This window comes from Ornithinimicrobium pulveris, assembly GCF_050261105.1.
GTDB lineage: Bacteria > Actinomycetota > Actinomycetes > Actinomycetales > Dermatophilaceae > Ornithinicoccus.
Genome location: NZ_CP189837.1, coordinates 2,495,740 through 2,521,185, shown reverse-complemented (window position 1 = coordinate 2,521,185; position 25,446 = coordinate 2,495,740). Strand labels below are relative to the sequence as shown.

Genomic DNA, 25,446 nt, shown 5'->3' with positions numbered 1-25,446 from the left:
CACCAGCCATCCGTCTCCGGCATCATCCCTAAGGAGAAACCATGCCCGCCCCCAAGAAGGGTCCGCGCCTCGGCGGCGGTCCGGCGCACGAGCGCCTGATCCTGTCGAACCTGGCCACCGCGCTGTTCGAGCACGACCGCATCACCACGACCGAGGCCAAGGCCAAGCGCCTGCGCCCGCTCGCCGAGCGTCTGGTGACTTTCGCCAAGCGCGGCGACCTGCACAACCGCCGCAAGGTCCTGGCGATCGTCCGGGACAAGGGCGTCGTCCACCGCCTCTTCACCGAGATCGCGCCCGACATGGCCGAGCGCGAGGGTGGCTACACCCGCATCACCAAGATCGCCCCCCGCAAGGGTGACAACGCCCCGATGGCGGTCATCGAGCTCGTTCGCGAGCCGGTTGCCAAGAAGGCCGTCGTGACCCAGGCCGAGGGTGCGACCAAGCGTGCGGCCAAGGACAAGGCTGCTGCTGACGCCGCCGCTGCTGACGCCGCGCTGACCGACGCCGAGCTCGAGGCGCAGGAGGCCACCGCTTCCGACGCGGCCGTCGACGAGACGCAGGCCGAGGTCGAGGCTGCTGAGGCCGCCGCCGATCAGGGCGCGGTCGTGGCTGCCGACGGTGAGCTCACCGAGGTCGACAACGACACCGAGCAGGCCGAGGACACCACCGAGGCCGCCATGGTCTCGGCCGGTAGTGACGACGCTGCCGCGGCTGCCGCTGACGGGGACGCGCAGGCCCGGGACTTCGGCCCGGACAGCCACCCGGCGACCGCCGACGGCTCCGCGCCGGAGGGCTTCGACATCAAGGGCAATGCGGACTCGATGAAGTTCCACACCCCCGACTCGCAGTGGTATGACGCCACCGAGGCCGAGGTCTGGTTCCGCACCGCCGAGGCTGCCGCGGCTGCTGGCTTCGAGCCCGCCGGTGGCGCCGCCGCCCAGGGCCTGGACGCCGGCACCGAACTGGGCCTGTCCGAGGACAAGTGACCCGCGAGCACCTGGTCCACTGAGGTCGGCCACTGAGGTCGAGAAGGCCGCCCACCCCGCACCGGGGTGGGCGGCCTTTCGCGTGCGGTGGGGCAGGATGGGCGGGTGCGCATCAGGATCGACCTCGCCTACGACGGCACCGACTTCTCCGGCTGGGCCCGGCAGCCGGAGTTGCGCACCGTGGAGGGGGAGCTGGCGCGAGGGCTGGGCATCGTGCTGCGCACGCCGGAGCCCCAGCTGACCGTGGGTGGTCGCACGGATGCGGGGGTGCACGCCCGAGGGTCGGTCTGCCATCTGGACCTGCCCGAGGACGTCTGGCGCTCGCTCCCCGGGCGCTCGGACCGTGACCCGGCCGAGGCGCTCGTCGTGCGTCTGGGCGGGGTGCTGCCCGCGGATCTCGTGGTGCGTGCGGTGACCCGGGTGCCGGACGTCTTCGACGCCCGGTTCTCGGCGCTGCGTCGTCGCTACTCCTACCGGCTGTGCGACGAGGCACGACGTCTGGACCCGCTGCGTCGCCGGGACACCGTGGTCGTGCGTCGCGCGCTGGACGTGGCGGCGATGACCGCCGCGGCGCACTCACTCACCGGACTGCGGGACTTCGCGGCGTTCTGCCGTCGGCGCGAGGGTGCGACCACCGTCCGCACCCTGCTGTCCTACTCCTGGACCCGGTCACCTGACGGCATCGTGGTGGGTGAGGTGGTGGCGGACGCCTTCTGTCACAGCATGGTGCGTGCTCTCGTGGGGGCCATCGTGCCCGTGGGGGAGGGGCGACGCGAGGAGACGTGGCCGAGCCAGGTGCTCGAGGCCGGCATCCGGGACCCGGGTGTGCAGGTGATGCCTGCCCACGGGTTGTGCCTGGAAGAGATCGTGTATCCGGAGGGGGAGGAGGAGCTGCTGGCTCGGGACCAGGAGAGCCGCGCGGTCCGGCCGCCGGTGGAGCCGATGCGCCCAGCCTCGGCTGACTAGGCTGGGGGACATGCTCGCTGCGTATGCCGCCTCGATCGACCCGCAGGACCCGCTCGCCGGCCTGGTGGTGGGGCAGCGGCCCCAGCCGGAGGAGCGGGCGGGCTGGGTGGTCCTGCCCGTCGTGGCGACCGGCCTGAACCATCACGACCTGTGGTCGCTCAAGGGGGTGGGCCTTCCACCAGAACGGCTGCCGATGATCCTCGGGTGCGACGCGGTGGTGGAGCATCCAGACCACGGTGAGGTGGTCGTGCTGCCGGTCATCGCCGGCACTCCGGGATGGACCGGCGACATCACCCTGGATCCCCGCCGCAGCCTGCTCTCCGAGGTGCACCAAGGAACCCTGGCCGAGCAGGTCGCCATCCCCGAGGGCCACTGGGTCCCTCGACCCGAGCATCTGGCGGCGACCGAGGCTGCAGCCTTGTCCACGTCGTGGCTCACGGCCTACCGGATGCTCTTCCGGCAGTCGGCCACGCGACCCGGCGACACCGTCCTCGTCCAGGGCGCGGGAGGTGCGGTCTCCACGGCGCTCATCCAGCTGGCGCGCGCCGCCGGGCTGACGGTCTGGGTGACCAGTCGGGACGAGGAGCGGAGTGCGCGTGCGGTCGACCTTGGCGCGCACCAGGCTTTCGGCACGGGCGAGCGCCTGCCGCGTCGCGTGGACGCCGTGCTGGAGAGCGTGGGAGCCGCGACCTGGTCGCACTCGGTCAACGCCCTGCGCCCCGGTGGGACCATCGTCATCTGCGGAGCAACATCGGGGGACGCGCCCCCCAAGGCTGAGCTCACCAAGATCTTCTTCAAGCAACTCCGCGTGGTGGGCTCAACGATGGGCACTCACGACGAGCTGCGCGCGCTGTGCTCGTTCGTCACGACAGCGGGCATCCGACCCCAGATCGACAGCACCTTCGCCCTCGCAGACACCCGGGAAGCGCTCGAGAGGCTGGCGGACGGAGCGGCCGTCGGCAAGCTGGCAATCGTGCCCTGACCTGCACAGATACCCGAAGGAGGGTCCGCCCGTGGCAGGCCCGCGGCCCCGGATTTGCATGTGCTCCGAAGACGTGTGTAGAGTAGTCACTCGCTGCCGACGCGAAAGCAACGGAAGCGCACAGTCACCTCGGGTAGACCCCGACGACGACCTCCGATCCACGGATTTGGAGAAGCCGGCGGTGCTCAGGTAGACTGGAGAGGTTGCCCCGCACTGAAAGCGCCAATCGGCGCCGATGTCCGGTGTGTGTCCGATCTTTGAGAACTCAACAGCGTGCTAGTTATGTTTTTGATGCCAATTTTTGTTTGATTGGGTCATTGTGTTGTCGCCCCCCGCGGTGGCATGGTGGCCCGTTTTTGTCAGGTTATCTTGGCTCTTCGTTAAGGGTTTAAGGTTTTTATCGGAGAGTTTGATCCTGGCTCAGGACGAACGCTGGCGGCGTGCTTAACACATGCAAGTCGAACGATGAAGCCCAGCTTGCTGGGTGGATTAGTGGCGAACGGGTGAGTAACACGTGAGTAACCTGCCCTTCACTCTGGGATAACCGCCGGAAACGGTGGCTAATACTGGATATGACTCCTGCCTGCATGGGCTGGGGGTGGAAAGATTTTTTGGTGGAGGATGGACTCGCGGCCTATCAGCTTGTTGGTGGGGTAATGGCCTACCAAGGCGACGACGGGTAGCCGGCCTGAGAGGGTGACCGGCCACACTGGGACTGAGACACGGCCCAGACTCCTACGGGAGGCAGCAGTGGGGAATATTGCACAATGGGCGAAAGCCTGATGCAGCGACGCCGCGTGAGGGATGACGGCCTTCGGGTTGTAAACCTCTTTCAGCTCTGACGAAGCTTTTGTGACGGTAGGAGCAGAAGAAGCACCGGCTAACTACGTGCCAGCAGCCGCGGTAATACGTAGGGTGCGAGCGTTGTCCGGAATTATTGGGCGTAAAGAGCTTGTAGGCGGTTTGTCGCGTCTGCTGTGAAAGCCCGGGGCTTAACCCCGGGTCTGCAGTGGGTACGGGCAGGCTAGAGTGTGGTAGGGGAGACTGGAATTCCTGGTGTAGCGGTGGAATGCGCAGATATCAGGAGGAACACCGATGGCGAAGGCAGGTCTCTGGGCCATTACTGACGCTGAGAAGCGAAAGCGTGGGGAGCGAACAGGATTAGATACCCTGGTAGTCCACGCCGTAAACGTTGGGCGCTAGGTGTGGGTCCCATTCCACGGGGTCCGTGCCGCAGCTAACGCATTAAGCGCCCCGCCTGGGGAGTACGGCCGCAAGGCTAAAACTCAAAGGAATTGACGGGGGCCCGCACAAGCGGCGGAGCATGCGGATTAATTCGATGCAACGCGAAGAACCTTACCAAGGCTTGACATATACCGGAAACGTGCAGAGATGTGCGCCCCGCAAGGTCGGTATACAGGTGGTGCATGGTTGTCGTCAGCTCGTGTCGTGAGATGTTGGGTTAAGTCCCGCAACGAGCGCAACCCTCGTTCTATGTTGCCAGCGCGTGATGGCGGGGACTCATAGGAGACTGCCGGGGTCAACTCGGAGGAAGGTGGGGATGACGTCAAATCATCATGCCCCTTACGTCTTGGGCTTCACGCATGCTACAATGGCCGGTACAGAGGGCTGCGAAACCGTGAGGTGGAGCGAATCCCTTAAAGCTGGTCTCAGTTCGGATTGGGGTCTGCAACTCGACCCCATGAAGTCGGAGTCGCTAGTAATCGCAGATCAGCAACGCTGCGGTGAATACGTTCCCGGGCCTTGTACACACCGCCCGTCAAGTCACGAAAGTCGGTAACACCCGAAGCCGGTGGCCCAACCCTTGTGGAGGGAGCTGTCGAAGGTGGGACTGGTGATTGGGACTAAGTCGTAACAAGGTAGCCGTACCGGAAGGTGCGGCTGGATCACCTCCTTTCTAAGGAGCATTTAGTCACCATTGCGTGGACGCGTGTTCCACGGTGGTGTGCTCATGGGTGGAACATCAGGGGCATGGCTGGCGCGTTGTTGGGTCCTGAGGGATCGGGCCCTTCACGTCCCCTTGGGGGGTGTGGGGGTTGGGTTGCTCTTGGTAGTCCGGGGCCATGACTGTTCACGCGGTGTGCATCGACGATGGGTTGGTGCGTGTGTGGGTGTGTTGTGGTGGGCCTGGTCGTATGTTGAGAACTGTACAGTGGACGCGAGCATCTTTGTGGCTTTTATGTTTTTAAGGGCGCACGGTGGATGCCTTGGTACCAGGAACCGAAGAAGGACGTAGGAATCTGCGATAAGCCTCGGGGAGTCGATAACCAGACATTGATCCGAGGATTTCCGAATGGGGAAACCCGGCCGGCTTCATCGCCGGTCACCCGCACCTGAATGTATAGGGTGTGTGGAGGGAACGTGGGGAAGTGAAACATCTCAGTACCCACAGGAAGAGAAAACAACATGTGATTCCGTGAGTAGTGGCGAGCGAAAGCGGATGAGGCCAAACCGTACTCGTGTGAGACCTGTCAGGGGTTGCGGGTGCGGGGTTGTGGGAGTGTGTGTGCTGGCACTGACATGCTGGCGCGGAGTAAGAAATCGAGGGCATAGGCGAAGGGTCTGGAAAGGCCTGGCGTAGACGGTGAGACCCCGGTAGCTGAAATGGTCTTGACTCCGTTGCACATTTTTCCCAAGTAGTACGGGGCCCGAGAAATCCCGTACGAATCTGGCAGGACCACCTGCTAAGCCTAAATATTACCTGGTGACCGATAGCGGACAAGTACCGTGAGGGAAAGGTGAAAAGTACCCCGGGAGGGGAGAGTGTGAAATAGTTCCTGAAACCGTGTGCCTACAATCCGTCGGAGCTGGACTGCGGTCTGGTGACGGCGTGCCTTTTGAAGAATGAGCCTGCGAGTTAGTGCTCAGTGGCGAGGTTAACCCGTGTGGGGTAGCCGTAGCGAAAGCGAGTCCGAAGAGGGCGATTGAGTCGCTGGGTCTAGACCCGAAGCGGAGTGATCTACCCATGGCCAGGGTGAAGCGCGGGTAAGACCGCGTGGAGGCCCGAACCCACTTAGGTTGAAAACTGAGGGGATGAGCTGTGGGTAGGGGTGAAAGGCCAATCAAACTCCGTGATAGCTGGTTCTCCCCGAAATGCATTTAGGTGCAGCGTCATGTGTTTCTTGCCGGAGGTAGAGCTACTGGATGGCTGATGGGCCCCACCGGGTTACTGACGTCAGCCAAACTCCGAATGCCGGTAAGTGAGAGCATGGCAGTGAGACTGCGGGGGATAAGCTTCGTAGTCGAGAGGGAAACAGCCCAGATCACCAGCTAAGGTCCCTAAGCGTGTGCTAAGTGGGAAAGGATGTGGAGTTGCGAAGACAACCAGGAGGTTGGCTTAGAAGCAGCCACCCTTTAAAGAGTGCGTAATAGCTCACTGGTCAAGTGATTCCGCGCCGACAATGTAGCGGGGCTCAAGCACACCACCGAAGCTGTGGCAGTGACACTTTGCTCGGCCCACACATTTTGTGTGTGGGTCCAGGCGTGTTGCTGGGTAGGGGAGCGTCGTGCCGGCAGTGAAGCATCCGAGTGATCGAGGTGTGGAGCCGGCACGAGTGAGAATGCAGGCATGAGTAGCGAATGAAGAGTGAGAAACTCTTCCGCCGAATAACCAAGGGTTCCAGGGTCAAGCTAATCTGCCCTGGGTAAGTCGGGACCTAAGGCGAGGCCGACAGGCGTAGTCGATGGACATCCGGTTGATATTCCGGAACCGGCGAAGAACCGCCCATACCGAGGCACGTAATGCTAAGCGCCTGAAGTCCCCCATGAACCCGTGACCGCTTTCGAGTGGTTGCGGGGAGGGGGGTGGAACGCGTGACCCGAGCGTGTAGTAGGTAAGCGATGGAAGGACGCAGGAAGGTAGCCTCCGCGTGGCGATGGTAGTCCACGTCCAAGAGCGCAGGACCGGGGAGTGGTAAATCCGCCCCATCAGTGTCCGAGGCTTGATGGTGACCACGTATGTGGGAAGCAGGGTGATCCTATGCTGCCAAGAAAATTTCCTAGCGAGGTTCGAGCCGCCCGTACCCCAAACCGACTCAGGTGGTTAGGTAGAGAATACCAAGGCGATCGAGTGAATCGTGGTTAAGGAACTCGGCAAAATGCCCCCGTAACTTCGGGAGAAGGGGGGCCCGCGGCGTGAAACCCTTTACGGGTTAGCGTCAAGGGCCGCAGAGACCAGGGAGAAGCGACTGTTTACTAAAAACACAGGTCCGTGCGAAGTCGCAAGACGATGTATACGGACTGACGCCTGCCCGGTGCTGGTGCTGGAACGTAAGGGGACGGGTCAACCACCTTTGGTGGTGAAGCTCTGAACTTAAGCGCCAGTAAACGGCGGTGGTAACTATAACCATCCTAAGGTAGCGAAATTCCTTGTCGGGTAAGTTCCGACCTGCACGAATGGCGTAACGACTTCTCCACTGTCTCAACCACGAACTCGGCGAAATTGCACTACGAGTAAAGATGCTCGTTACGCGCAGCAGGACGGAAAGACCCCGGGACCTTTACTATAGCTTGGTATTGGTGTTCGGTACGGCTTGTGTAGGATAGGTGGGAGACTATGAAGCAGCCACGCCAGTGGTTGTGGAGTCATCGTTGAAATACCACTCTGGTCGTTCTGGATATCTAACCTCGGTCCGTGATCCGGATCAGGGACAGTGCCTGGTGGGTAGTTTAACTGGGGCGGTTGCCTCCCAAAAGGTAACGGAGGCGCCCAAAGGTTCCCTCAGCCTGGTTGGCAATCAGGTATCGAGTGTAAGTGCACAAGGGAGCTTGACTGTGAGACAGACATGTCGAGCAGAGACGAAAGTCGGGACTAGTGACCCGACGGTGGCTTGTGGAAGCGCCGTCGCTCAACGGATAAAAGGTACCCCGGGGATAACAGGCTGATCCTGCCCAAGAGCTCATATCGACGGCATGGTTTGGCACCTCGATGTCGGCTCGTCGCATCCTGGGGCTGGAGTCGGTCCCAAGGGTTGGGCTGTTCGCCCATTAAAGCGGTACGCGAGCTGGGTTTAGAACGTCGTGAGACAGTTCGGTCCCTATCCGCTGCGCGCGTAGGAAACTTGAGGAGAGCTGTCCCTAGTACGAGAGGACCGGGATGGACGAACCACTGGTGTGTCAGTTGTCCTGCCAAGGGCACCGCTGATTAGCTACGTTCGGACGTGATAACCGCTGAAAGCATCTAAGCGGGAAGCACACTCCAAGATGAGGTTTCCATACCCTTTACGGGTGAGAGGCTCCCAGCTAGACTACTGGGTTGATAGGCCGGATGTGGAAGCACAGCAATGTGTGAAGCTGACCGGTACTAATAAGCCGATAACATAAACAACAAAGATGCTACGCGTCCACTGTACGGTCTCTCGAGATACGAACACCCCACCCCCCGGTGGGCACACCCACCAGAGCGTGCGTGTGTGTCTGTGTTTGGTACAACTCGATAATGTTACGGCGGTCATAGCGTCAGGGAAACGCCCGGTCACATTCCGAACCCGGAAGCTAAGCCTGACAGCGCCGATGGTACTGCACTGGAAACGGTGTGGGAGAGTAGGACACCGCCGGACCACACTTTACACGAAGGCCCTCGATCGGCATACTGATCGAGGGCCTTCGTCATGCCCACTGGGAGAGGGAGTCGCAATGATGCGCACCGTAGTGGCCGGGATCGTCAGCGCAGCCATGCTGTCAGCACCCATGCTCGCGTCGACCACGGGGAGTCCGGCCACTGCCGTGAGTTCCCCTACAGGGATGGTGGAGCCGGCGTCGGCGGCGACCCCTGCGTCCTCCACCGTGACGCAGCAGGACCGCGACCTGGCGCGGGACAGCCTGCGCGAGTCCACCACGAGGGAGCAGTTCTACTTCGTGATGGCCGATCGTTTCGCCAACGGCGACCCGAGCAATGACACCGGGGGCATCGAGGGGGATCGGTACGACCACGGGTTCGACCCCACCGACAAGGGCTTCTACCACGGGGGAGATCTCGCGGGGCTCATAGGCAAGCTGGACTACATCCAGGGACTGGGGACGACCGCGATCTGGCTCACGCCCAGCTTCAAGAACCAGCCGGTCCAGGGGGAGGGCACGGCCGATGTCAGCGCTGGTTACCACGGCTACTGGATCACCGACTTCACCCAGATCGACCCGCACCTGGGCACCAACGAGGAGATGAAGCAGCTCGTCGATGCGGCCCACGCGCGGGGCATGAAGGTCTACTTCGACATCATCACCAACCACACCGCGGACATCATCGACTACGAGGAGGGGGTCTACGACTACATCTCCAAGGAGGCTCAGCCCTACCGCGACGCCCTGGGCAATGCCTTCGACGACCGGGACTACATCGGCAAGCCGTTCCCGCTCATGGACCCGCAGACCTCTTTCCCCTACACCCCCGTCTTCCGGTCCGCGCAGGACGAGACGATCAAGGTCCCGGAGTGGCTCAACGACCCGCTGATGTACCACAACCGCGGCAACTCGACCTGGTCGGGGGAGTCCATCACCTACGGCGACTTCTTCGGGCTCGACGATCTGTTCACCGAGCGCCAGGAGGTCGTCGACGGGATGGTCGACATCTACGCCACCTGGGCCGACTTCGGCATCGACGGCTTCCGGATCGACACCGTCAAGCACGTGAATATGGAGTTCTGGCAGGAGTTCAGCCCTCGTGTGCTTGAGGCAGCCCGCGCCGGCAACGAGGATTTCTTCATGTTCGGCGAGGTCTACGACTCCGATCCCCGCTACCTGTCCACCTACACCACCGAGGGACAGCTGCAGGCCGTCATCGACTTCGGCTTCCAGAGCCGGGCGATCGACTTTGCCAACGGGCGCCCCACCACCGACCTGCATACTTTCTACGCCCAGGACGACTACTACACCGACGCCGACTCCAACGCCTACCAACTGCCGACCTTCACCGGCAACCACGACATGGGCCGAGCTGCGATGATGCTGGCTGGCGCCGGACACTCGGGGGATGCACTCCAGCAACGCGTGGAGCTGACCAACGAGCTGATGTTCCTGACCCGAGGACAGCCCGTCGTCTACTACGGCGACGAGCAAGGCTTCATCGGCTCCGGCGGCGACAAGGACGCCCGTCAGGACATGTTCGCCACCCAGGTGGAGCAGTACGCCAACGAGCCGCTCATCGCGGCTCCGTCAGGCTCGAGGGACCGCTACGACACCGAGCACCCCCTCTACCAGCAGATCGCGACGCTGGGCGCGCTCGTCCAGGAGCACCCAGCCCTGGCCGGCGGTGCGCAGATCCACCGCTATGCCAGCGACCGGGCAGGCGTCTTCGCCTTCTCGCGGATCGATGCTCGGGAGCTCATCGAGTATGTCGTCGTCGCCAACAACTCCACCTCCGCGCAGACGGTCTCGATCCCGACCTACTCAGAGCGCACGCAGTTCCGTGGGCTCTATGGCGACACCAGCCGGCTGCGTTCGGGCACCGATGCCCGCGTCGAGGTGACCGTCCAGCCCCTGGCCGTCCAGGTCTACCGCGCCGGCAAGGCCCTGACCCCGCGGCGCGAGGCTCCGCAGGTGCAGCTGGTCAGCCCGGCCGAGGGCGGGGTCGTCGGCGGGCGCGCCGAGATCCGCGCCGCGGTTCCCGAGGATGCCTTCGCCCAGGTCACCTTCGCCGTCCGCGAGGTGGGGAGCGCGGACTGGACGGTGCTGGGCACCGACGACAACGCGCCATACCGGGTCTTCCACGATGTGTCCGGTATGCCGCACGGCACCGAGCTGGAGTACCGCGCCGTGCTCAAGGACCACTCGGGCAACCTCTCCGCAGACTCCACCACTGGGGTCGTCGGTGAGCCCGCCGGGGGAGGGGGCGGGGGTACCCCGGTCGACCCGGTCGAGCAGCCGGACGCCGTCTCGGTCCCGGGCACGCACAACTCCGAGATGGGCTGCCCCGGCGACTGGGATCCCGCCTGTGACCAGGCCCAGCTCGCCCTCGATGCAAAGGATACGATCTGGAAGGGCTCCTACGAGCTCCCGGCCGGCTCGCACGAGTACAAGGCCGCGATCAACCGGTCCTGGGACGAGAACTATGGCGCCGGCGGGGTACGCAACGGGGCCAACATCCCCTACAGCGTGGCCGGAGCGGGTGCCGAGGTGAACTTCTACTACGAGCACGCCCGCCACTACGTCACCTCCGACGCCGAGGGACCGATCATCACCGCCCCCGGCTCGATGCAGAGCGAACTCGGGTGCCCCAGCGACTGGGACCCCAGCTGCATGCTGCCCTGGCTGATCGATGCCGAGGGTGATGGCACCTACACCTTCACCACCGCGCAGCTGCCGCCCGGCAGTTATGAGGTCAAGGCCGCGCACGATCTGTCCTGGGACGAGAACTACGGCGCTGGCGGGGCGTGGGACGGGGACAACATCGCCTTCTCGGTCCCGGCAGCAGGCACCGCTGTCACCTTCAGCTACGAGCTGGCCACCCACCTGCTCACGGTGAGCACCTCCGAGGTGGGGGCGGCGCCGGACCTGACCGGTGCGCGGGCGCACTGGGTGGCGCCAGACCTCATCGCCTGGCCGGCCGACGGCGTCGAGGCTCCCGAGCTGGCACGCTGGCGGCTGCACCACGCACCCGACGGCGGTCTGGCCATCGATGCCGAAGGGCTGACCAGTGGGACCTCGGTGCCGCTGACCTACGACCCGGCGGGCCTGCCCGCCGCCGTGCTGGAGCAGGCGCCCCACCTGGAGGGCTATCTGGCGCTCCGGCTGGACCGGGCCACTGCCCGATCGGCCGGTGACCTGCTGCAGGGCCAGGTCGCGGTGGCCCGCTATGACGATCTCGGCCGGCTCGTCGACGCGACCGGGGTGCAGATCCCGTGGGTGCTGGACGCGCTCTACGCCGAGCGGGCTGCCCGCACCGACTTCGGCATCTCGTGGAATGGACCCAACCCGGTCCTGACCCTGTGGGCGCCCACGGCGCAACAGGTGACTCTCTTGCGCTGGCCCAACAACAGCGACGGCACCGGCGACCCGCTGCGCACCGCGATGAAGCGCTCCAACGACGGGTCCTGGGAGGCCAAGGGCAAGCGGGACTGGACCGGGCAGGAATATCTGTATGAGGTGCGCGTCTTCGTCCCCGAGACCGGGCAGGTGGAGACCAACCTGGTCACCGACCCGTACTCGGTCGCGCTCACGCTCGACAGCACCCGCTCGGTGATCGTCGACCTCGCCGACCGACGCTGGCAGCCGCAGATCTGGCGGTCCTCCAGCGCCCCGCCCCTGGAGCAGGAGGTCGACCAGACCATCTACGAGCTGCACGTCCGCGACTTCTCGATGGCCGACCCGGACGTCCCGGCTGAGCTGCGGGGCTCCTACCTGGCCTTCGCGCAGGCCGGCCACGGCCGCCGGCACCTCGAGCAGCTCGCCGACGCCGGACTCACCACGGTGCACCTTCTCCCCACCTTCGACATCGCCTCCATCCCCGAGGACCCTGCTCGCCAGACGGTCCCGGACTGCGACCTCACGGCATACGGGCCACAGAGCGAAGAGCAGCAGCGGTGCGTGGCTGCCCAGGCCGACACCGACGCCTTCAACTGGGGCTACGACCCGTGGCACTTCATGACCCCGGAAGGGTCCTACGCCTCGACCGCCCGCAGCGCCCACGGCGGTGAGCGGGTCGCGGAGTTCAGGACCATGGTCGGCGCCCTGCACGAGTCCGGGCTGCGCGTCGTGCTCGACAAGGTCTTCAACCACACCGCGCAGTCGGGCCAGGGCGAGAAGTCCGTCCTCGACCGCGTCGTGCCCGGCTACTACCACCGGCTCAACGAGGTGGGCGAGGTGGAGACCTCGACCTGCTGCCAGAACGTGGCGACCGAGCACGCGATGGCGCAGAAGTTGATGGTCGACGCCGTGGTGATCTGGGCCCGCGACTACAAGGTCGACGGCTTCCGCTTCGATCTCATGGGTCATCACAGCCGCGAGAACATGGAGGCCGTCCGGGAGGCGCTCGACGCGTTGACCCTGCGCCGCGACGGCGTCGACGGCAGCGCGGTCACCCTCTACGGCGAGGGCTGGAACTTCGGCGAGGTCGCCGACAACGCCCGCTTCGTCCAGGCCACCCAGGGCCAGCTCGCCGGCACCTCGATCGCCACCTTCAACGACCGCCTCCGCGACGGCGCGCGCGGCGGTGGGCCCTTCGATGAGGACCCCACCACCGACCTGGGCTTCGCCACCGGTGGCGGCAACGCCAACGACACGGACCTGGTGCAGATCGGGCTCGCGGGCAACCTGCGCACCTTCGACCTGCGCAGCCAGGAGACCGGGGAACTGGTGACCGGTGAGCAGATCTCCTACAACGGCTCGCCGGCGGCCTACGCCGAGCACCCCGACGAGGTCGTCAACTATGTCGACGCCCACGACAACGAGACGCTCTTCGACATCCTCGCCTACAAGCTCCCGCAGGAGACGAGCATGGCCGAGCGCGTGCGCCTGAACACCCTCGCGTTGTCCACCACTGCCCTGTCCCAGTCGGTCAGTTTCTGGCACGCCGGCGCCGACCTGCTGCGCAGCAAGAGCCTGGACCGCGATTCCTACAACAGCGGCGACTGGTTCAACCTGCTCGACTTCACCAGGACCGACAACGGCTTCGGCCGTGGGCTGCCGCCGGCCGGGCCGAACGGCGAGAAGTGGGACCTCATGCGCCCGCTCCTCGCCGACCCGGACCTCGTGCCGGCTCCGGAGGACATCGAGCTCGCGTCCGCGATGGCCCAGGATCTGCTCCGGCTGCGCTTCTCGACCGACCTGTTCCGCCTGGGCGACCCGGCGTTGGTCAACGAGAAGGTCAGCTTCCCGGTGTCCGGCACGGCCGACGGCGACCCGCAGGTGATCGTGATGCGGATCGATGACACGGTCGGCACTGACGTGGACCCGGACCTCGACGGGCTGGTCGTGATCTTCAACGCGAGCAGCGAGCAGGTCAACCAGGTGGTCCCGGGTCTGGCGGGGGAGCGCCTCGAGCTCTCGCCCGTCCAGGCCGATGGTGCGGACGAGGTCGTCAAGGCCGCGACCTGGGATGTGGCGGCCGGTGCGGCCAAGGTCCCGGCGCACACGGTGGCGGTGTTCGTCCAACCCTGAGGGCACGGCAGGATAGGGACCATGGAGCCTGCGTCCACCGGACCCCGCATCGGCATCCTCACCTCCGGTGGGGACTCTCCTGGGATGAACGCCGCCGTCCGCGCGGTCGTGCGCACCACCCTGCGACTGGGCGGTTGCCCGTATGCCGTGCGCGAGGGGTGGGCGGGCGCCGTCGCCGGGGGCGCGGGTGTGGTCGAGCTGGCCTGGGCAGACGTTGGCGGTGTGCTCCACCAGGGCGGGACGATGCTCGGCACCGCCCGCTGCGAGGAGTTCCGCACCAGGGATGGGCTGCGGGCCGCCGCGCACCACCTCGTGGAGCACGGCATCGACCGTCTCGTGGTGATCGGCGGGGACGGCTCGCTGCGGGGGACCGAGGAGCTGCGCCAGGAGTGGCCGGGGTTGCTGGATGAGCTGGTCGACCGGGGCGAGATCAGCCAGGAGCTCCGCGAACGGCACCCCCGGTTGGCGGTGGCCGGGCTAGTCGGCTCGATCGACAACGATATGGCCGGCACCGACATGACGATCGGGGCCGACACCGCCCTGCACCGGATCTGCGACGCGATCGATGCGCTGCGCTCGACCGCAGCCAGCCACCAGCGCACCTTCGTGGTCGAGGTGATGGGGCGGCACTGCGGCTATCTGGCGCTGATGGCGGCTCTCGCGGGCGGCGCGGACGCGGTGCTGGTGCCCGAGGATCCTCCAGCCGACGGTTGGGAGGACGCCCTCGTCGAGCGGCTGCAGGTGGCGCGGGCCGGCGGGCTGCGGGACCTGATCGTGGTGGTGGCCGAGGGTGCTACCGACCGGCAGGGGGCGGCGATCACCAGCCAGGGTGTGGGCCAACTGCTGACCGACCGCCTCGGCGGTGAGGGTGCCCGGGTGACCATCCTTGGGCACGTCCAGCGCGGCGGTCGCCCGTCCGCCTACGACCGGTGGATGCCCACGCTGCTCGGGTATGCCGCCGTCCAGCAGGTCCTGCTCGCCGACGACGCCCCCGCGCGCGTGGTGGGCGTGCGCCACAACCGGATCGCGGTGCTCTCCTTGGAGGAGGCCGTGGCCGCCACCAATGCCGTCAAGGCCGCGATGAAGTCCTGTGACTTCGCCGCCGCTGCGACCGCGCGGGGTGGCTCGTTCGCCGGGCTGACCACCGCGGTCGATGAGCTGTGCGCCCCGCCGGACCGGCAGGGGCGGCTCTCGGTCGGCACGAGCTCGACCGCCACGCTCACCAGCGCGCCCGCCATCGAGCACGGCGGTGGGGGCGGGCCCGGGCGGGGCCCTGGCCGTCGGATCGCGGTCCTGCACGCCGGAGGTCTGGCACCTGGCATGAATTCCGCCGTGCGCGCGCTGGTCCGCTCGGCCACCGCCACCGGCGACATCGTGCTCGGCGTGCAGGGATCGGTCCCAGGTCTGCTCGAGGGTGACCTCCGCGAGCTCGGCTGGGCCGAGGTCGATGACTGGGTGGGGCGCGCGGGGGCCGAGCTCGGCACCCGCCGGGTGGTCCCCGACGCCGAGGATCTCCCGAGGATCGCGGAGGTCCTGGCGGGCCACGGGGTCGAGGCGCTGATCCTGGTGGGCGGGATGGAGGCCTATCGCACCGCGGCCGTGCTCTGCGGCGACCGTGTCGCCGAGCAGCATCCGGCGCTCGCGATCCCGGTCGTGGCGATCCCCGCCACGATCGACAACAACCTGCCCGGTGCGGAGTTGTCGATCGGTGCCGACACCGCGCTGAACACCATCGTGGAGGCGCTCGACCGGCTGCGCACCTCCGCCTCGGCGCTGCGGCGCGCCTTCGTCGTCGAGACGATGGGCGGCCCGTGCGGCTACCTGGCGATGATCGCCGGCCTCGCTGCGGGCGCCGAGCGGGTCTACCTGCCGGAGGAGGACATCTCCCTGGCCGACCTCGCCCGGGATGCCGCCCGGATGACCCACACCTTCGAGCGGGGACGCCAGCTCTGGCTGGCCATCCGGGGTGAGCAGGCCTCGGACAGCTACACCGCCGACCTGATGACACGCGTCTTCGAGGAGGAGGGTGGGGACCTGTTCGACGTGCGGACCGTCGTCCTCGGCCACGTCCAGACCGGCGCTGACCCGACGCCGTTCGACCGGCTGCTGGCCACCCGGCTGGCGCGCGAGGCGCTGGCCAGGGTGCGGGACCAGCTGGAGCGGGGGACCCCGCACGGTTGCTATCTCGGCGAGCTGGCGGGCTGCCTGACCGAGACGCCGATCGAGCATCTGGACAGCGACCTGGCCGGGGGTGCCGATCGTCCCCGCGCGCAGTGGTGGCTGGACCTGCGGCCGGTCGGCGCCGTTGTCAACGACCAGCACGCCGAGGCGCCGGTGGTGCAGATCCCGACGGTGACCGGCGCGTGAAGGCGATCGACCTCGCGCTCGCCCGGGCGCACTGGCTGACCCGTGACCTGCTCGCCGTTCCGGCCACCCTCGCCCCCGAGGGGTATGCCGTGGAGGACCTGACCTGGACCCTCGCCCATGCGCCCGACGGCGGGTTCGACGCTGCCCTGGTGTCACGGCATACGGACGACGACGGCGAGCCGAGCCACGAGGCGTTGCCACTCACCGTCTCCGCCGGCGCGCTCCCGCACCCGGTCGCCGACCACTATCCGCACCTGGCGGCCTGCCACGCCCTGCACCTTCACCCCGCTGACGCCGCCCGCGCCGAAGACCTGCTGACCGGCCAGACCGCGCTGCTGGCCACCGCGGAGGACGGCCAACTCGTGATGGCGACCTCGCTGCAGATCCCGGGCGTCCTCGATGACCTCTATGCAGCGGACGCGATCCAGCGTGGCTACGGGCCGCAGTGGCGGGACGAGGCGGGCCAGCGCATCCCGACCCTGACCCTGTGGGCACCCACCGCCCGCCGGGTCGACCTTCTCCTGTGGGCGGACCGGCAACCCGAGGACCATCCCCGCGCCTGGGCACCGGCCGGGGATCCCGAGCGGATCCCGATGGACCGGCAGAGCGATGGCGCGTGGACTGTTGAGGGCGACCAGGAGTGGGTCGACCGCAGTTACCGCTTCGAGCTCGAGCACGTCCTGCCGCGGACCGGCCGGCTGCGCACGGTCACCTCGACCGACCCCTGGTCGGTCGGTCTGGCCATCGACTCGGCCTGGTCGGTGCTCATCGACCTGGCGGACGAGCGTTGGCAGCCGACACCCGTAGCGCCCACGCCCGCCCCGATCCGCGCCGTCGACCAGGCCATCTACGAGCTGCACGTCCGCGACTTCTCCCGCGAGGACCCCGATGTCCCTGAGGAGCTGCGAGGCTCCTACCTCGCCTTCGGTGCCGAAGGCCACGGCCGGCGCCACCTGGCCCAGCTTGCCGAGGCGGGTCTGACCACCGTCCACCTGCTGCCGATCTTCGACCTCACCTCCGTGGTCGAGGACCCCGCCGAGCAGCAGTCGCCCGACCCCGACGACCTGGCCCGGCTGTCGGCCGCCGAACCGGCCGGCCGCGAGCAACAGGCGATGGTCCGCGCCACCGCGACCCGCGACGCCTTCAACTGGGGCTACGACCCGTGGCACTTCCTCACCCCCGAGGGCAGCTACACCTCCACCCCCGGCGCGGCGCACGGCGGCCGCCGGGTCGCGCAGTGCCGTCAGCTCGTCAGTGACCTGCACGATCTCGGCCTGCGGGTGGTGCTCGACCAGGTCTACAACCACACCACCGACTCGGGCCTGCACCGCTCGTCCGTGCTCGACCGCGTCGTCCCGGGCTACTACCACCGGCTCGACGGCAACGGGTGGGTCGAGACCTCCACCTGCTGCCAGAACCTCGCCACCGAGCACGCGATGGGCCAGAAGCTCATGGTCGACGGCTGCGTCCTGTGGGTCCGGCACTACCGGGTCGACGGCTTTCGCTTCGACCTGATGGGCCACCACTCGCGCGCCAACCTGGAAGCGGTCCGCGCCGCCCTCGACGAGCTCACCCTCGAGCGTGACGGGGTGGACGGCTCGGCGGTGCACCTCTACGGCGAAGGGTGGAACTTTGGTGAGGTCTCCGGAAACGCCCGCTTCCACCAGGCGATCCAGGGTCAGCTGGACGGCACCGGGATCGGCACCTTCAACGACCGCATCCGCGACGCGGTCCGCGGCGGCAGTGTCCACGACGACGACCCGAGCGCCCACCACGGCTTCGCGACCGGGGGAGCCGACCCACGGCATACGGACCTCCTGCAGGTCGGCCTCGCCGGCGGGCTGCGCGCGATCACCTTCCGGTCCCAGGAGACCGGCGAGCCGGTGACCGGCGACCAGGTCCGGTATGGCGGTTCTCCCGCGGGCTACGCCAGCTCACCGGAGGAGGTGGTCAACTATGTCGACGCCCACGACAACGAGACCCTGTGGGACACCCTGGTGCTCAAGCTGGATCGGGCGACACCGATGGCAGAACGCTTGCGGCGCAATACCCTTGCGCTGGCCTGCGTGACCCTGTCGCAAGGGATCAGCTTCTGGCACGCCGGGGCCGAGATCCTGCGCAGCAAGAGCCTGGACCGCAACAGCTATGCCTCCGGCGACTGGTTCAACCACCTGGACTACACCTTGCAGGACAACGGGTTCGGGCGCGGGTTGCCGCCCGAGCCGGACAACGGTCGCCGGTGGTCGGTGCTCGCGCCACTGCTCGCCGACGTCTCGCTCCGGCCGACGCCGCAGGACATCAGGACCGCGCTGGACGCAGCCCTGGACCTGCTGCGGATCCGCCGCGATCTGCCGCTGCTGCGGCTCGGGGACGCGGGAGAGATCGAGCGGAGAGTGGGCTTCCCGGCGTCCGGGACCAAGGACGGTCGGCCGGATGTGGTCGTGATGAGGGTTGATGGCGACGAGGGTGACGGCGTGCTGATCGTGCTCAACGCCTCGCGACTGCCCGTCGCCCAGCGCGTCCCGGGCGCGGCGGGAGAGTCGTGGGGGTTGTGCCGGGTCCAGCAGGAGGGAGGCGACGAGGTCGTCCGTGAGACGCGGTGGGAGGAGGGTGCGGGTGTGGTCCACGCGCCGGGGCTGACCGCGGCTGTGCTGGTGCGCGGATCTGCGACGTCGTAGGACCCCTCACCACCATCAGGGTGGGGAGGGCGGTCAGGCGCGGCGGTCCACCGGCAGTGCGCAGGTGTAGACCACGACCCGTTTGGCCTGGGGGTTGCCCGCCCCCACGCGGCGGTAGCGCTCCAGCACCTCAAGCAGCTCGGCCCGCATCGCTGTGGCCTGCTCGGTGGTGACCTGGACCGTATGGTCCTCGAGGCCGCAGACCTGCTGCCAGGCCGGGTCCCAGCGATCGCGCTCGCGCAACCACACCTGGGCGCGGTCGCCGAAGTGCGTGAGATAGTCCAGCGCCAGCCAGTCGGCGGCCTGGGCGTCATCCTCGTCGAGGGCCTCGCCGGCCGCCCCGAGGTCCATGGCCACCCCGAGGCCCGCAGGCTGGTCGGGGGAGGCTTCGGCCCCGGTGGCCCGCCAGATCCGGCGGCGACCGGTGCCGCTCCCGGTGTCCTCGACGAGGCCCACCTCGGCGAGTCGCCGGAGGTGGTAGGAGGTCGCGCCCGTGTGGGTCTGCAGCGCCGCGGCGAGCTCGGTGGCAGTCGCTTCGCCATGGACGCGCAACTCGGCGAGCAGTCGGCTGCGGAGCGGGTGGGCCAGGGTGCGCAGGGCACCGCGATCGGTGGGCACACACACAGAGTAGGGGACGAGTGCTGTATGCACAATTGTTGTGCATAATGTGCCTGGATTCCGTCCGGATGGGCCGGAAAGTGGGCCCTGACCTGCAGGTTTGCGCGATTAGGGTGGCGTCCACGTGGTCGGTAGACTTGAACGGTTGCCTATCCATCCGACTACGAAGGTTTGACGCCGTGCGTACCTACACTCCCAAGCCTGGTGACATCACCCGCGCCTGGCACGTCATCGACGCCTCGGACGTCGTCCTGGGCCGTCTGGCGTCCCAGGCCGCGATCCTGCTCCGTGGCAAGCACAAGACCATGTTCGCTCCGCACGTTGACACCGGTGACTTCGTCATCATCATCAACGCCGACAAGGTTGCCCTCACCGGCGCCAAGTTGGAGCAGAAGAAGGCCTATCGCCACTCCGGCTACCCCGGTGGCCTGAAGGCGCAGTCCTACGAGGAGCTGCTGGAGCGCCACCCGGCCCGCGCCGTGGAGAAGGCGATCCGGGGCATGCTCCCCAAGAACTCCCTGGGCCGTCAGCAGCTGAAGAAGCTCAAGGTCTACGCCGGTGCTGAGCACCCCCACGCTGCGCAGCAGCCCGTCCCGTTCGAGATCTCCCAGGTCGCGCAGTAAGGAACCGTGAGCGAAATGACTGACCTCAACTACGACGTCGACACCGAGGGCTTCGACGAGAACGCCGTCTCGGAATACACCACCGAGTCCGACTCCGCCCCCGGCGAGGCCGCGGCGCGTCCGACCGCCTCCGCCCCCGGCGCCGGCACCGGCCGCCGCAAGCAGGCCGTCGCCCGCGTGCGCATCGTTCCCGGCACCGGTGAGTGGAAGATCAACGGCCGCACCCTGGAGGAGTACTTCCCCAACAAGGTGCACCAGCAGATCGTCAACGAGCCGCTCACCGTGCTGGAGCTGGACGGCGCCTACGACGTGCTCGTCCGCGTCCACGGTGGTGGCCCCTCCGGCCAGGCCGGCGCCGTCCGCCTGGGTGTCGCCCGCTCCCTCAACGGGGTGGACGCCGAGCTCAACCGTCCGGCCCTGAAGAAGGCTGGCCTGCTCACCCGCGACGCCCGCGTCCCCGAGCGCAAGAAGGCTGGTCTGAAGAAGGCCCGCAAGGCGCCGCAGTACAGCAAGCGCTGATCGTGCGCCGCACCACCTGCGGGTGGCGCGGACGCGAACGCACCGAGGGCCGGTGGGAGATCTTCTCCCGCCGGCCCTCGGCGTTGTGGGCGCCTGTGCAGGGGTGCGCCCGGTGGTGCTTCCCGATCAGCGCATCGACACGTCGTCGATCAGGAAGGCGGTGGCCAGGCTGGCATCCTCGTTGGCGATGAACCTCAGCGTGACGGTCTGGCCCGCGAAAGCGTTCAGGCTGACGCTGCGCTGGACGTAGCCGGCTGAGGCGTGCAGGTTCGACCACGTGCCCAGGACCGTGGTGGAGCCGTTCGCTGTCACCTGGACCTGCATGCGGTCGAAGGCGGTCGTGGTGCTGCGCTCCTGGGTCACGACGCGCAGCCAGAAGTCCAGGGTCGCGCCGCTGGACGGCACCGTGATCTGCTGCTCGAGCCGTTCGGTGCGGGCCTGTCCGTAGCCGACCAGCCACGCCTTGTTGGAGCCAGAGCGAGCGGCGTAACCGCCCGATCCGATCGCTCCGGTGTCACCACTCCACCCGGTCGAACCGTTCTCGAACCCGCCGTTGGTGATCCCGGTGCCAGGCGCCGGCTCGGTGGGGGGAGTGGGCGTCGTGCCGCCGCCCTGCAAGCTCGGGGTGTAGAGCAGGCGGTTCGGTGATCCGGTGCGGGCGTCGCTCACCCGGCCGGTCGTGGCTGCGGAGTTGATCGCCGAGCGGACCTGCGAGGGCGTAGCCGAGGGGTTGCCCTGCAGGTAGAGGGCCGCAGCGCCCGCGACGTGGGGGCTGGCCATCGAGGTGCCCGAGATGGTGTTGGTGGCGCTGTTGGAGGTGTGCCAGGCCGACAGCACCGAGCTGCCGGGGGCGAAGAGGTCCAGGCAGGAGCCGAAGTTGGAGAAGCTGGACCGGGCGTCGGTGTTGGTGGTCGATCCCACCGTGATGGCGCTCGCGGCCCGGGCGGGGGAGACATTGCAGGCGTTCTGCGTCTCGTTGCCGGCGGCGACGACCACCGGGATGCCGCGTGCCACGACCCGATCCACCGCCTGGTCGGTGGCCAGCGAAGCGCCGCCACCCAGGCTCATGTTCACCACGGAGGGCCGGGGGGCGTTGGCGGCGATCCAGTCCAGGGCCGAGATGATGCCGGAGGTGGCGCCTCGGCCATCGCAGCCGAGGACGCGGACGGGGACCAAGGTGGTGCCCTTGGCGACGCCATACGTGCTGCCGCCGACCGTGCCGGCGACGTGGGTTCCGTGGCCGTTGCAGTCCGAGGTTCCGCGTCCGTCGTTGATGGCGCTATAGCCTGAGACGGTCCGGCCGGAGAACTGCGCGTGGGAGGTCAGGATTCCGGTGTCAACGATGTAGCTGCGCACGCCCTGACCGGTGGTGGTGTAGGTGTAGCTGCGGTCCAGGGGGAGGGCTCGCTGGTCGATCCGGTCCAGACCCCACGGCGGGTTGCTCTGGGTGGCCTCGATCGAGACGATCGAGTCCTCCTCGATCCAGGCCACGTCCGGGTCGGCGCGCAGTTCCTCGACCTGGGCGGCAGACAGCTGGGCCGCGTACCCGCCCAGTGCGCCGTAGGTGTGCTGGACGCCGATGCCCTTGCCGCGGGCCTGGCGCACCTTACGCTCGGTGGCCGCCTTGACGGCCTGGTGCGCCCGCTCGTTGGCGTTGGCGTTGGGGCCCTTCTTCATCTCCTCGGCGACGTCGAGCATGACGATGTAGGAACCGCTCACGGATTCACCGGCCCCCTCGACGAGGGGAGCAGGTGCGTCGGGTCGACCGTCCGCCGTGGCGGTGGCCGCCATGGTCATCGGGAGGGCGGTTGCCAGACCGGCCAGGAGGGCCAGGGTTCGACGGGAAGCGTGCATGGAGGTTCTCCTTGTGCAGGGGGATGCCGACTGCGTCCTTGCTGCCGACTCCAGAACAGTGCCCTGTTGATGCCTGGTTAAGGGAGGCTTCTTCGGCCCATCAGGGCGATTCTGTACCTGATCCGAACGATCTGCTGACCAATCCTTGATCGTCTCTTTGCCAACCCTTGACCCCGGCTCCTGACTCGCTCCATCGGTGCCTGCGCAGTGGCGTTCGGGCGTCCACGTGTGCGGGTCGAACTGGTCGCGATACCGGGCGTACGGCATACTCACGGGGGGTTCGCCGTCCGGCGGGCCTGATCCAACACGCAGGGACAGCACCAGATATGGCACGACTCTTCGGCACCGACGGCGTACGCGGGCTGGCCAACAAGGACATCACCGCCGAGCTCGCGCTCGAGCTCTCCGTGGCGGTCGCCCACGAGCTGGGCGGGCAGGGCGCCTTCGGTGGGCATCGCGCCACCGCGGTCGTCGGCCGGGACCCCCGGGCCTCCGGCGAGTTCCTGGCGTCCGCCGTGATGGCTGGCTTCGCCTCGGCCGGCGTGGACGTGCTGGACGCCGGGGTGCTCCCGACCCCCGCGATCGCCTATCTCACCAAGCGGATGAATGCCGAGATGGGCGCCATGCTGTCCGCCTCGCACAACGCGATGCCGGACAACGGTCTGAAGTTCTTCGCCAAGGGCGGCCACAAGCTGGCCGACGACATCGAGGACCGGATCTCCGAGCGCGTCGGCGGGGAGTGGGATCGCCCGACCGGCGCCGCCGTGGGCCGGATCCGCCCCTTCGGCCGCGGTGCCGAGTTCTACATCGAGCATCTCCTTAGCTCGGTGCCGGCGCGCCTGGACGGTCTGCGGATCGTCGTCGACGGCGCCCACGGCGCCGCCTCCGAGGTGGGTCCCGAGGTCTTCCGCCGCGCCGGGGCCACGGTCGATGTCATCGGTGGGGAGCCGGACGGACTCAACATCAACGATGGTTACGGCTCGACGCACCTGGACCGGCTCAGCGAGGCCGTGCAACTGCGCGGAGCCGACATGGGTGTGGCCTTCGACGGCGACGCCGACCGCTGTCTGGCGGTCGACGCCGACGGCGGCGAGGTCGACGGCGACCAGATCATGGCGGTGCTCGCGCTCGCGCTGCACGACCGCGGCCAGCTCGTGGATGACACGCTGGTCGCCACCGTGATGAGCAATCTCGGGCTGCTGCAGGCGATGGAGCGCGAGGGGATCACCGTGGTGCAGACCGCGGTCGGCGACCGTTACGTGCTCGAGGAGATGCGCGCCAAAGGCTTCACCCTCGGCGGGGAGCAGTCCGGGCACGTCATCATGCTGGACCACGGCACCACCGGCGACGGCGTGCTGACCGCGCTCGCGCTCGCTCAGCGGGTGGTCTCCTCCGGCAGCACCCTGAAAGAGCTGGCGGGCGTGATGACGCGCCTGCCGCAGGTGCTGGTCAACGTCAAGGGCGTGGACAAGTCCCGCGTCGACTCCGACGCCGAGCTGCGCTCAGCCGTCTCCGACATCGAGTCCGAGCTGGCCGGTGCCGGGCGGGTGCTGCTGCGCAAGTCCGGCACCGAGCCGCTGGTGCGGGTGATGGTGGAGGCCGACACCCAGGACCGCGCCCAGGGGTATGCCGATCAGCTCGCCGGGGTGGTCAAGGAGCGCCTGGCGCTCTGAGTGCCGCCTGATCAGCCGACCGGCTGATCGGCCTCGACCTGCGGTGCCTGAGCCAGCTGCTCGGCGATGTCCGCGACGAACTGGTCGATGTCGTCGACGCCGTTAACCGGGCCACCGGCCAGCAGGCCGTCGGCACCGAGCAGCACCGCGGCGGGGCTGGCCCCGGCCTGCAGCGCCTGATAGACCTGGGACCCCGGATCCCACAGCGTCCCCTCCAGCTCGGCCACCCTGGGCTCCTCGAAGGGGTGCAGCGTGTGCACGAGCCGGACGCCCAGTTGCGGGAGCTGCTCGCTCCAGCCGGGGATGCGGGAGATCGCATCCACGGTGCTGCCGCACCAGCAGTTGGCCAGCACCACCAGCTGAGCCTGCTGGCGCGCCAGGGTGGGCAGCGTGGTGGTCCCGTTGTTGGCGTCGATCAGGATGCCCTGCGGGATGGGGGTGCGGACGTAGTCGGCGTCGGCCTCCTCGCCGGTCGTGGCGGCCTCCTCCTGGGCGCGCTGGGCGTCTCGCTCCATCCGGCGGCGCTCGCGTCGGCTCAGGGTGCCGCTGGGGCCGCCACCCAGCACCAGCACCGCCACGGTGGCCAGCAGGACAGCACCGATCAGCCACCACCAGTCGCCGGCGGCGTAGTCCATCACCAGGCCCATGCCGGTCTGACCCTCGAGCGCCACCCAGGCGGTCAGGACCGACAGCGCGAGCAGGATCGTGTTGCGGGTCACCGTCTTGGCGTTGACCCGGTGGTCCCCGACCCGACCGAAGCACCCGCAGCTGGGCCGAGGCTCGAAGGTCATCGCCCGGGCGATGATCACCCAGAAGGACAGGAAGAGCAGGAAGGCTGCCACGGCGCCGAGCGCGAAGGTGATCCGCCACGGGGTGAGGAGCAACGCGGCGACCGCCAGTTCACCGATCGGCAGGGCCTGGGCGACCGGCCGCTTCACCAGGAAGCCGGGCAGTCGCAGCAGCGACATCATGCTGTGGGTCGAGGCCGGGTCCGGCAACTTGGCCAGCCCGCTCAGGACGAGGACGGCAGCCAGGCAGAAGGGCGCCAGCGAGAGCGCGGAATGCATG

The 25,446-nt window shown here is 67.6% G+C and carries 12 protein-coding genes and 3 rRNA genes; 12 read left to right on the top strand and 3 right to left on the bottom strand.

From position 1 onward, the window contains the following. The first annotated feature begins 41 nt into the window (after nucleotides 1-41). From rplQ to pulA (ACQBAT_RS11690), 9 genes are all read left to right on the top strand, one after another. Nucleotides 42-986 (top strand): 50S ribosomal protein L17, encoded by a 945-nt coding sequence (gene rplQ, locus ACQBAT_RS11730; protein WP_420748281.1) that lies wholly within the window; start codon nucleotides 42-44, stop codon nucleotides 984-986. 105 nt (nucleotides 987-1,091) lie between these two features. After that, complete coding sequence (truA, locus tag ACQBAT_RS11725; RefSeq protein WP_420748282.1) at nucleotides 1,092-1,952, top strand: tRNA pseudouridine(38-40) synthase TruA; 861 nt, start codon at nucleotides 1,092-1,094, stop codon at nucleotides 1,950-1,952. A 10-nt stretch (nucleotides 1,953-1,962) separates the two neighbouring features. Further along, nucleotides 1,963-2,934 carry a zinc-binding dehydrogenase gene (locus ACQBAT_RS11720; RefSeq protein ID WP_420748283.1) on the top strand — a complete coding sequence of 324 codons (972 nt, stop codon included), beginning with the start codon at nucleotides 1,963-1,965 and terminating at the stop codon, nucleotides 2,932-2,934. A gap of 397 nt (nucleotides 2,935-3,331) precedes the next feature. Continuing rightward, a 16S ribosomal RNA gene (locus ACQBAT_RS11715) occupies nucleotides 3,332-4,852 on the top strand. Nucleotides 4,853-5,130: 278 nt separating this feature from the next. Continuing rightward, nucleotides 5,131-8,281, top strand: a 23S ribosomal RNA gene (locus ACQBAT_RS11710). 115 nt (nucleotides 8,282-8,396) lie between these two features. Continuing rightward, nucleotides 8,397-8,513: ribosomal RNA gene (rrf, locus tag ACQBAT_RS11705) — 5S ribosomal RNA — on the top strand. The 16S, 23S and 5S rRNA genes sit together here, the layout of an rRNA operon. Before the next feature lie 79 nt (nucleotides 8,514-8,592). Further along, nucleotides 8,593-14,046, top strand: coding sequence for a pullulanase-type alpha-1,6-glucosidase (pulA, locus tag ACQBAT_RS11700; protein ID WP_420747137.1), 5,454 nt, complete (start codon nucleotides 8,593-8,595; stop codon nucleotides 14,044-14,046). Between the two features lie 21 nt (nucleotides 14,047-14,067). Then, nucleotides 14,068-16,413 carry a 6-phosphofructokinase gene (locus tag ACQBAT_RS11695; RefSeq protein WP_420747136.1) on the top strand — a complete coding sequence of 782 codons (2,346 nt, stop codon included), beginning with the start codon at nucleotides 14,068-14,070 and terminating at the stop codon, nucleotides 16,411-16,413. Beyond that, a complete protein-coding gene (gene pulA, locus ACQBAT_RS11690) occupies nucleotides 16,410-19,091 on the top strand; it encodes a pullulanase-type alpha-1,6-glucosidase (protein ID WP_420747135.1) in 2,682 nt (893 codons plus the stop codon). Before ACQBAT_RS11695 ends, pulA (ACQBAT_RS11690) begins: the two co-directional genes overlap by 4 nt. Before the next feature lie 33 nt (nucleotides 19,092-19,124). Here pulA (ACQBAT_RS11690) and ACQBAT_RS11685 read toward each other — a convergent pair whose 3' ends face one another. Further along, the gene (locus ACQBAT_RS11685; protein WP_420747134.1) at nucleotides 19,125-19,709 is read right to left on the bottom strand and encodes a winged helix-turn-helix domain-containing protein; all 585 of its coding nucleotides are present in this window, start codon (nucleotides 19,707-19,709) and stop codon (nucleotides 19,125-19,127) included. Between the two features lie 179 nt (nucleotides 19,710-19,888). On the opposite strand from ACQBAT_RS11685, the gene rplM reads away from it, so the two are divergent. Together rplM and rpsI are read left to right on the top strand one after the other, a co-directional pair. Further along, nucleotides 19,889-20,332, top strand: a complete 444-nt coding sequence (gene rplM, locus ACQBAT_RS11680; protein ID WP_420747133.1) for a 50S ribosomal protein L13 — start codon at nucleotides 19,889-19,891, stop codon at nucleotides 20,330-20,332. A gap of 15 nt (nucleotides 20,333-20,347) precedes the next feature. Next, the gene (rpsI, locus tag ACQBAT_RS11675; RefSeq protein ID WP_420747145.1) at nucleotides 20,348-20,851 is read left to right on the top strand and encodes a 30S ribosomal protein S9; all 504 of its coding nucleotides are present in this window, start codon (nucleotides 20,348-20,350) and stop codon (nucleotides 20,849-20,851) included. A gap of 126 nt (nucleotides 20,852-20,977) precedes the next feature. On the opposite strand, the gene ACQBAT_RS11670 is transcribed toward rpsI, so the two are convergent. Beyond that, nucleotides 20,978-22,705: a S8 family serine peptidase gene (locus ACQBAT_RS11670; protein ID WP_420747132.1), complete on the bottom strand. Its 1,728-nt coding sequence runs from the start codon at nucleotides 22,703-22,705 to the stop codon at nucleotides 20,978-20,980. Between the two features lie 326 nt (nucleotides 22,706-23,031). Here ACQBAT_RS11670 and glmM point away from each other — a divergent pair, with 326 nt between their 5' ends. Further along, nucleotides 23,032-24,378, top strand: a complete 1,347-nt coding sequence (glmM, locus tag ACQBAT_RS11665) for a phosphoglucosamine mutase (RefSeq protein WP_420747131.1) — start codon at nucleotides 23,032-23,034, stop codon at nucleotides 24,376-24,378. A gap of 11 nt (nucleotides 24,379-24,389) precedes the next feature. Here glmM and ACQBAT_RS11660 read toward each other — a convergent pair whose 3' ends face one another. Beyond that, complete coding sequence (locus ACQBAT_RS11660) at nucleotides 24,390-25,445, bottom strand: MauE/DoxX family redox-associated membrane protein (RefSeq protein ID WP_420747130.1); 1,056 nt, start codon at nucleotides 25,443-25,445, stop codon at nucleotides 24,390-24,392. Nucleotide 25,446: the final 1 nt, after the last annotated feature.

What these genes read in the sequence shown, in the direction of transcription:
- rplQ (WP_420748281.1), top strand. Translation starts at nt 42, where the DNA reads ATGCCCGCCCCCAAGAAGGGTCCGCGCCTCGGCGGCGGTCCGGCGCAC.
- ACQBAT_RS11720 (WP_420748283.1), top strand. Translation starts at nt 1,963, where the DNA reads ATGCTCGCTGCGTATGCCGCCTCGATCGACCCGCAGGACCCGCTCGCC.
- pulA (WP_420747137.1), top strand. Translation starts at nt 8,593, where the DNA reads ATGCGCACCGTAGTGGCCGGGATCGTCAGCGCAGCCATGCTGTCAGCA.
- ACQBAT_RS11695 (WP_420747136.1), top strand. Translation starts at nt 14,068, where the DNA reads ATGGAGCCTGCGTCCACCGGACCCCGCATCGGCATCCTCACCTCCGGT.
- rpsI (WP_420747145.1), top strand. Translation starts at nt 20,348, where the DNA reads ATGACTGACCTCAACTACGACGTCGACACCGAGGGCTTCGACGAGAAC.
- ACQBAT_RS11670 (WP_420747132.1), bottom strand. Translation starts at nt 22,705, where the DNA reads ATGCACGCTTCCCGTCGAACCCTGGCCCTCCTGGCCGGTCTGGCAACC.
- glmM (WP_420747131.1), top strand. Translation starts at nt 23,032, where the DNA reads ATGGCACGACTCTTCGGCACCGACGGCGTACGCGGGCTGGCCAACAAG.
- ACQBAT_RS11660 (WP_420747130.1), bottom strand. Translation starts at nt 25,445, where the DNA reads ATGCATTCCGCGCTCTCGCTGGCGCCCTTCTGCCTGGCTGCCGTCCTC.